The 6,034-nt window shown below is 61.3% G+C and carries 4 protein-coding genes and 2 rRNA genes (1 of these 6 cut by a window edge); 4 read left to right on the top strand and 2 right to left on the bottom strand.

Annotated features, from left to right (window positions below):
* Together WIX41_RS08850 and rrf are read left to right on the top strand one after the other, a co-directional pair.
* Positions 1–2,481 (top strand): 23S ribosomal RNA (locus WIX41_RS08850) (it extends 398 nt beyond the left edge of the window).
* A gap of 146 nt (positions 2,482–2,627) precedes the next feature.
* Positions 2,628–2,742: ribosomal RNA gene (rrf, locus tag WIX41_RS08845) — 5S ribosomal RNA — on the top strand.
* Between the two features lie 96 nt (positions 2,743–2,838).
* On the opposite strand, the gene WIX41_RS08840 is transcribed toward rrf, so the two are convergent.
* Positions 2,839–3,687 carry an alpha/beta fold hydrolase gene (locus WIX41_RS08840; protein WP_339446714.1) on the bottom strand — a complete coding sequence of 283 codons (849 nt, stop codon included), beginning with the start codon at positions 3,685–3,687 and terminating at the stop codon, positions 2,839–2,841.
* Positions 3,684–4,646, bottom strand: coding sequence for a ferrochelatase (gene hemH / locus WIX41_RS08835; RefSeq protein WP_339446712.1), 963 nt, complete (start codon positions 4,644–4,646; stop codon positions 3,684–3,686). The genes WIX41_RS08840 and hemH overlap by 4 nt, the downstream gene beginning before the upstream one ends.
* Positions 4,647–4,827: 181 nt before the next feature.
* On the opposite strand from hemH, the gene WIX41_RS08830 reads away from it, so the two are divergent.
* Together WIX41_RS08830 and tatA are read left to right on the top strand one after the other, a co-directional pair.
* Complete coding sequence (locus WIX41_RS08830; RefSeq protein WP_339446710.1) at positions 4,828–5,715, top strand: lipid-binding SYLF domain-containing protein; 888 nt, start codon at positions 4,828–4,830, stop codon at positions 5,713–5,715.
* 76 nt (positions 5,716–5,791) lie between these two features.
* Positions 5,792–6,019: a Sec-independent protein translocase subunit TatA gene (gene tatA / locus WIX41_RS08825; protein ID WP_339446709.1), complete on the top strand. Its 228-nt coding sequence runs from the start codon at positions 5,792–5,794 to the stop codon at positions 6,017–6,019.
* Positions 6,020–6,034: the final 15 nt, after the last annotated feature.

The following is a 6,034-nucleotide window of genomic DNA, read 5'->3' as shown; positions in this document are numbered from 1 at the left end:
CCATCCTCCAAGGCTAAATACTACTGACCGACCGATAGTGAACCAGTACCGTGAGGGAAAGGCGAAAAGAACCCCGGAGAGGGGAGTGAAATAGATCCTGAAACCGTGTGCGTACAAGCAGTAGGAGCTCGAAAGAGTGACTGCGTACCTTTTGTATAATGGGTCAGCGACTTACTGTTCGTGGCAAGCTTAACCGTATAGGGGAGGCGAAGGGAAACCGAGTCTGATAAGGGCGCATAGTCGCGGGCAGTAGACCCGAAACCGGGTGATCTAGTCATGGCCAGGGTGAAGGTGCCGTAACAGGTACTGGAGGCCCGAACCCACGTCTGTTGCAAAAGACGGGGATGAGCTGTGATTAGGAGTGAAAAGCTAATCGAACCCGGAGATAGCTGGTTCTCCTCGAAAGCTATTTAGGTAGCGCCTCATATGTATCCTCTCGGGGGTAGAGCACTGTTATGGCTAGGGGGTCATCGCGACTTACCAAACCATTGCAAACTCCGAATACCGAGACGGACTGTATGGGAGACACACGGCGGGTGCTAACGTCCGTCGTGAAAAGGGAAACAACCCAGACCCACAGCTAAGGTCCCAAATTCACTGCTAAGTGGAAAACCATGTGGAAAGGCACAGACAGCCAGGAGGTTGGCTTAGAAGCAGCCACCCTTTAAAGAAAGCGTAATAGCTCACTGGTCGAGTCGGTCTGCGGGGAAGATTTAACGGGGCTAAGCAGTGAACCGAAGCTTGGGGTGTGCATATTTATATGTACGCGGTAGAGGAGCGTTCCGTAAGCCGTTGAAGGTGGATTGAGAAGTCTGCTGGAGGTATCGGAAGTGCGAATGCTGACATGAGTAACGATAATGCGGGTGAAAAACCCGCACGCCGAAAGCCCAAGGTTTCCTTGCGCAACGTTAATCGGCGCAGGGTGAGTCGGCCCCTAAGGCGAGGACGAAAGTCGTAGTCGATGGGAAGCAGGTTAATATTCCTGCACCTCGCGTAAGTGCGATGGAGGGACGGAGAAGGTTAGGTGTACCCGGCGTTGGTTGTCCGGGGGAAAGGCGGTAGGTTTGGATCTTTGGCAAATCCGGGATCCTTCAAGACCGAGCACCGAGACGAGTCTTTAAGACAAAGTCACTGATACCACGCTTCCAGGAAAAGCTCCTAAGCTTCAGCTTACGCAGACCGTACCGTAAACCGACACAGGTGGGTAGGATGAGAATTCTCAGGCGCTTGAGAGAACTCGGGTGAAGGAACTAGGCAACATGGCACCGTAACTTCGGGAGAAGGTGCGCCCTTTTTGGTGGCTCATGCGAGCTATAGCTGAAGAGGGCCGCAGAAACCAGGCCGCTGCGACTGTTTATCAAAAACACAGCACTCTGCAAACACGAAAGTGGACGTATAGGGTGTGACGCCTGCCCGGTGCTGGAAGGTTAATTGATGGGGTCAGCCGCAAGGCGAAGCTCTTGATCGAAGCCCCAGTAAACGGCGGCCGTAACTATAACGGTCCTAAGGTAGCGAAATTCCTTGTCGGGTAAGTTCCGACCTGCACGAATGGCGTAACGACAGCGGCGCTGTCTCCACCCGAGACTCAGTGAAATTGAAATCGCTGTGAAGATGCAGCGTTCCCGTGGCAAGACGGAAAGACCCCGTGAACCTTTACTATAGCTTTACACTGAACGTTGAGTTCGTCTGTGTAGGATAGGTGGGAGGCTATGAAACCATGGCGCTAGCTGTGGCGGAGCCATCCTTGAAATACCACCCTGTCGTGCTTGACGTTCTAACCTGGGCCCATTATCTGGGTCGGGGACCGTGTATGGTGGGTAGTTTGACTGGGGCGGTCTCCTCCTAAAGAGTAACGGAGGAGCTCGAAGGTACGCTCAGCGCGGTCGGACATCGCGCACTGTGTGCAAAGGCATAAGCGTGCTTGACTGCAAGATCGACGGATCAAGCAGGTAGGAAACTAGGACTTAGTGATCCGGTGGTTCTGTATGGAAGGGCCATCGCTCAACGGATAAAAGGTACTCCGGGGATAACAGGCTGATACCGCCCAAGAGTTCATATCGACGGCGGTGTTTGGCACCTCGATGTCGGCTCATCACATCCTGGGGCTGTAGTCGGTCCCAAGGGTATGGCTGTTCGCCATTTAAAGTGGTACGCGAGCTGGGTTCAGAACGTCGTGAGACAGTTCGGTCCCTATCTGCCATGGGCGTTGGAGATTTGAGAGGGGCTGCTCCTAGTACGAGAGGACCGGAGTGGACGAACCTCTGGTGTTCCGGTTGTCACGCCAGTGGCATTGCCGGGTAGCTATGTTCGGAAGCGATAACCGCTGAAAGCATCTAAGCGGGAAGCGCGCCTCAAGATGAGATCTCCCGGGGCACAAGCCCCCTGAAGGAACCATATAGACTATGTGGTTGATAGGTCAGGTGTGTAAGTACAGCAATGTATTGAGCTAACTGATACTAATGATCCGTGTGGCTTGACCATATAACCTCAAGTTGCCTTGGCCGACATGACATGTCGATAGATACCAAGTGCACGCTACGTCACAAGAACTATGAGAGGCAGGCGCAGTATGGCCGTGCTTTTTCCCCAAGGGAAAATCACGATCATCGCGACGCTCCAACCGTCTCCCTGGTGAAATTAGCGCTGTGGAACCACCCGATCCCATCCCGAACTCGGAAGTGAAACGCAGCTGCGCCGATGGTAGTGTGGCTCAAGCCATGCGAGAGTAGGTCATCGCCAGGGTTTACACCCCAAAAACCCCGCTGCTCACGCAGCGGGGTTTTTTCTTTTGCCCGAACGCGCGGGCGCGTGCCGACCAACGGTCGGCACCTACCGGGGTCAGCCAGCGATGAAGCGTGCGATCACGTCGGCGACCAGCGCCGGGTGCTCCATGTGCAGGTGATGGGTGCCGGGAAACACATCCAGGCGGCCGTCGCGCAGCAACTTGATGCGCTGGCTTCGCAGCGGCTCGGGATAGTACGACTGCGCCGGCGTGGCGTAGATGACCTGGGTGGGGCATTCGATCGCCGCCAACAGGTCGTCGATCTGCGCTTCGCTCAGCCGCATCGCGGTAGGCAGCATCAGGCGCTGGTCGCTGCACCAGCTGTAACCGCCCTCCACCGGCATGACCCCGCGTTCGACCAGCAGCCGGGCACACGGCTCGCTGAGCTGGTTGGCCATCATGCGTGCGCGCACCGGCGCGGCCAGATCGGCGAATACGCGAAGCTTCTTCGACGGCAACGCGCGCACGGCGCGCACATGCTCACGCAGGCGCTGCGCGGTTTCATCTTCAGGACCGCGCAGGCCACCCAGTGCCTCGATGGCGATCAACCGCTCCACACGTTCGGGCGCTGCGGCGGCGGTGAGGCTGGCAATGCCCGCGCCCATCGAATGGCCCAGCAGCGTGAACCGCTCCCAGCCGAGCGCATCGGCCACGTCGAGCACGTGGCAGATCGCGCCGGGCGTGTTGTACTGCGTGCCTGGCGGCGGGTGCGCGCTGTGGCCGTGTCCGGGCAGGTCGATGGCGACCAGCTCCAGCCCGGGCAGCGCAGCGGCCAACGGGACGAAGCTGGCGGCGTTGTCGAGCCAGCCGTGCAGGGCCAGCACGCGCGTGCCTCCAGCCGCCGTCGAACGCAGGCCGGCAACGGTAGTGCCGGCAACCGGCAGTGCAAACGGTTCGAGCGTCATGCCAATGCCGCGATGCTCAGCCGCGACAACGCCAGAGCGTGCGCGGGATCGGCATTGAGACAGGGGATGTAGCGCATCTGCGCGCCACGTGCGGCGACGGTTTCAGTGAACCCCATCGCCACTTCCTCCAGCGTCTCCAGGCAGTCGGTGGCGAAGCCGGGGCAGACCACGTCGATCCGCTTGACGCCGCGCTCGGCCATCGCCCAGAGGGTGGGCTCGGCGTACGGCTGCAGCCACTTCTCGCGGCCGAAGCGCGACTGGTAGGTGAGCTGCCACTCGCCGTCGGCCAGGCCGAGCGCCTGCGCGATCGCCTGCGCACTGGCTTGGCAGCGCTGCGGATAGGGATCGCCGGCGTCGGCCAGGCGCTGCGGAATGCCGTGGAAGGAAAACACCAGCTGCTCGCCGCGGCCGTGCTGTTCCCACCACTGGCCGATGCTGCCGGCCACCGCGGCAACCCAGTCCGGGTCGATGGCGTAATCGCGGATCAGGGTGACGGTGACGCCCGGGTGGCGGGACTGCCAGTGGCGCACCTGGTCCTCGATGGAGGCGGTGGTGGTGGTCGAGTACTGCGGATACAGCGGCAGCACCACGATCCGGCGCATGCCCTCGGCGGCCAGCCGGTCCAGCTCGGCGGTGAGCGGGGGGGCACCGTAACGCATGGCGTGGCGCACGCACAGGTTGGGCATCAGCTGCTGCATGGCCTCGGCCAGGCGGCGGGTATACACCATCAGCGGCGAACCCTCGGCCAGCCAGACCTGGGCGTACTTGGCCGCCGAGCGGCCGCTGCGCAGCGGCAGGATCACCCCATACAACAAAGGTTTCCACAACAGCGACGGGATCGCGACCACGCGCGGGTCGCTGAGGAATTCGGCCAGGTAGCGCCGGACCGCTGGGGCAGTGGGCGTCTCGGGTGTGCCTAGATTGACCGCCAGCACGGCGGTGTCGGGTGCGTCGAGCATGGGCATCATTCTCGCAGGTCTGCGCGACGGGGAGCACATACTCATTGCGGATTCATTGGAACCCCACTAATTTCGGGGAGAGCGTATCGACCAACGGTCGATACCTGCCGGTTTTCCCCGGCAGATCGATATCGCCGTTTTTGAATCGGTTCTCTTTCGATTCCCCTTTTCTGGAGCACCCATGCGCCGTTTGAGCCTTGTACTGCTGATCTCCGCCAGCCTGCTGTCGACCCAGGCGATGGCCGGGCCGGAGGAGGACCAGCGCGCCCGCAATGCGGTGCGCGTGCTGAATGACATCCAGAATATACCCGAGCAGGGCATTCCGGATAAGTTGCTGGACGAAGGCCGCGCGATCGTCGTCATTCCCGACACGATCAAGGCAGGTCTGGTGATCGGCGGCCGTCGTGGCCATGGCCTGATGTCGGTGAAAAATGCCGATGGCAGCTGGTCCAACCCGGTGTTCATGAAACTCACCGGCGGCAGCATCGGCTTCCAGGCCGGCGTGCAGTCCTCGGACGTGGTGCTGGTGTTCCGCAACGACCGCAGCCTGGACAACCTCGTCAACGGCAAGTTCACCCTGGGTGCCGATGCCGGCGTCGCTGCCGGTCCCGTGGGCCGTAATGCCGCTGCCGCCACCGACGGCCAGCTGAAGGCCGAGATCTGGTCGTGGTCGCGTGCGCGAGGCCTGTTCGCCGGCGTGGCGCTGGATGGCGCGGTGCTGCAGATCGACGATGAGGCCAATCTGGACGCCTACGGCAGCAACACCACGCCGCGCATGGTGTTCGAGGGCCGCATGGGCGAGGCGCCGTCGATGGACGTGGTGGCCTTCCGCGATCGCCTGGAAGAAGCCACCTATTCGGCCCGCGAAAAGCGCGGCACCGCCGGCAATGCGCCTGCCCCCCGTGCGCCAAGCCCGCCGCCGCAGGCCGCGCCCGCCGTGGCTGAACAGGCCAATGCCGGCGCCACTACCGCGCCGCTGCAGGCGGTACCGGCACAGCCGGCGCCGCAGCAGGGCTTCCAGCCGGTGGGTGAAGGTGAAGTCCGCACCGAATCACTGGACGGCAACTGACTTTCGTCACGCGCGCCGCCCTCCCGGCGGTGCGCTATGCTCAACCCCTTGTTACCGGTAATGCGAGCAACACATCATGGGCAGTATGAGCTTGTGGCATTGGGTGGTGGTACTGGTCATCGTTCTGCTGGTGTTCGGCACCAAGAAGCTGACCAGCGGCGCCAAGGACCTTGGCAGTGCCGTCAAGGAATTCAAGAAGGGCATGCGCGACGAGGACAAGCCGACCGCGCACCTGAGCGATGAGTCGCGTCCACCGGACTCGACCACGACGTCGCAGAACGAGCACGATCGCGACCGGCGCTGATCGGGGCGGCATGGC

It is taken from the genome of Stenotrophomonas sp. AB1(2024) (assembly GCF_037482345.1).
In the GTDB taxonomy this organism is placed as follows: domain Bacteria; phylum Pseudomonadota; class Gammaproteobacteria; order Xanthomonadales; family Xanthomonadaceae; genus Stenotrophomonas.
This window is presented reverse-complemented; position numbering and strand designations above follow the sequence as displayed.

Bases quoted from the DNA above. Each gene is read 5' to 3' on its own strand.
- tatA (WP_339446709.1), top strand. From the start codon at position 5,792: ATGGGCAGTATGAGCTTGTGGCATTGGGTGGTGGTACTGGTCATCGTT.
- WIX41_RS08840 (WP_339446714.1), bottom strand. From the start codon at position 3,687: ATGACGCTCGAACCGTTTGCACTGCCGGTTGCCGGCACTACCGTTGCC.
- hemH (WP_339446712.1), bottom strand. From the start codon at position 4,646: ATGCTCGACGCACCCGACACCGCCGTGCTGGCGGTCAATCTAGGCACA.
- WIX41_RS08830 (WP_339446710.1), top strand. From the start codon at position 4,828: ATGCGCCGTTTGAGCCTTGTACTGCTGATCTCCGCCAGCCTGCTGTCG.